Source organism: Streptomyces sp. (assembly GCF_035644915.1).
GTDB lineage: Bacteria > Actinomycetota > Actinomycetes > Streptomycetales > Streptomycetaceae > Streptomyces.
This window is the reverse complement of sequence record NZ_DASQNP010000253.1, coordinates 1-1,773: the sequence shown is the minus strand read 5'-3', so window position 1 is coordinate 1,773 and position 1,773 is coordinate 1. Positions and strand designations below refer to the sequence as shown.

At 72.3% G+C, this 1,773-nt stretch carries 1 protein-coding gene; it reads right to left on the bottom strand.

Going from position 1 to position 1,773, the window contains the following annotated elements; genetic code table 11:
• Nucleotides 1-299: 299 nt before the first annotated feature.
• A complete protein-coding gene (locus tag VE546_RS26735; protein WP_324926765.1) occupies nt 300-1,412 on the bottom strand; it encodes an ABC transporter substrate-binding protein in 1,113 nt (370 codons plus the stop codon).
• Nucleotides 1,413-1,773 lie beyond the last annotated feature (361 nt).

Here is a 1,773-nt window from a genome sequence, read left to right as displayed (position 1 = left end):
CTGGCCCATCGGGCCGAGGCCGAGGACGGTCACGGGCGTGGCGGGGGAAGAAGGCATGGAGGTCTCCGGAAGACAGGGGAGGGTGGGATTGGCGCTGCCGCGAAGGTGGTGGAGGGCAGGCGGAACCAGGCTCCGTCCTCGCCGGTCGCCGATCAAGTACGCACTTTCAAGTGAGTACCCAAGGGTGCGTCCGGCCCCCTGAGAAGGGCTTGGTGATCAACACATGGACACGTGTCCGCGTGGACAGGTGGACGGCCTCACGTTCGGGCGGATCCGGGCGGTCGGACCTCGGTGCTCTCTCAGCCGGTGTGGAGGACCCGAAAGCGATCGGGTTCCGCCGGATCCCGGTCAACGACCTGGACCGGCGCCCAGGCCCATTGCCAGACGCTGATGCCCGGCGTGCGGGAGAACCGGATCTGCCCGCGGGTGCCGTCGACCGCAACGCGCGGCCAGGATTCGGCGGTGCGCGCCCGGTCCGCGCCGGAAGAACGCAGCACCTCGGCGAGGACGGCGACCGTGTCGTAGCCCTCGAAGGCGACGAAGGAGGGTGCCTCGGCCAGCCGCTCGCGGAGGGCCGTCTCGACTCGTGCACCGAGTGGGCTGAGGTGCTCGGGCAGGTAGCGCAGGAACGGGATCGCGGCGCCGTCGTCGCCCAGCAGCCTCGCCCATTCGGCGAACTCCGGCTGCCCGGCCGGAGCACCGATCATGATCCCGGCGAGGCGCCGGTCGTGGCGGACGGACTTGACGAGCGACACCGCCGGCTCCGGGTGGCCGACCAGAAGGAGGAGGGCTGTCGCGCGGTGGTCGGCCAGTTCGTCGCACACCGCCGCGGGGGCGGGCGCGCGCAGGTCGAGTTCGATGACGGTGCCGCCGCGTGGAGCGAGGTGGTCCCGCAGAATGCGGGCCCCAGACGCCCAGTAGACGCTCGGCTCGGCTGCCACGGCGATTCGACGGTGGCCCGCGCCGAGGAGGAAGTCCGCGTAGACCTGCCAGCCGTGGGACTGCGCCGGGGCGAGGCGCGCGACCCGTTCCGTCGGCTGTTCGGTGAGCGTGTCGAGAACCGCCGACGAGCAGAGGAACGGCAGGCCGAGGGCGTCGGCCCGGGCGGCAGCGGCGCGGGCGACGACGCTGTGGTACTCCCCCGCCAGGGCGGCCACGCCCAGGCGGGCCAGTTCGTCCACGGCCGCCGTGGCCCTCTGTGGGTCGGCCGCGGTGTCTCGGACCACCAACTCGAGTGGTCTTCCGGCGACCCCGCCGGCGTCATTGGCCTCGCGGACGGCCAGTTCGAGTCCGGCGAGTAAGTGCCGGCCTGCCTCGACCCAGCCGGGCCGGGTCAGCGGAACGAGAGCGCCGATCCGGACGGCTGATGCGTCGGTCCGCTCCGCTCCGGATGGCGATGGTGGCGTACTCATGAACTGGCGTCTCCCGCGTGACGATTCGGTCGCAGTCTGCCCGGATCGCGGAGTGAACGTCAGTAGCCGCTGGTGCGGCGCCTCCCGGACACCCGCCTTCTGCCAGTCGCGCAGACGCCGCCACGCCGCCACGCCGCCACGCCGCCACGCCGTCACTCCTGAGCCGAAGCCGTGTTCCTGGGGGGCAGGTCTGACAAGGCGATCCCGGTAGGGAGCACGTTGAGGACCGGACGGCCCGGGAGTGGCTTGCGACCGGGGCAACGGCAGCGGCGCGCGCGGCGTGCGCGGACCGGGATGAGCGGTTCGATCCCGGTCCACAGTGCCGTCAGGGTCCTCGAACCGTGACGGCACTGCCCAACCT

What these genes read in the sequence shown, in the direction of transcription:
- VE546_RS26735 (WP_324926765.1), bottom strand. Translation starts at nt 1,412, where the DNA reads ATGAGTACGCCACCATCGCCATCCGGAGCGGAGCGGACCGACGCATCA.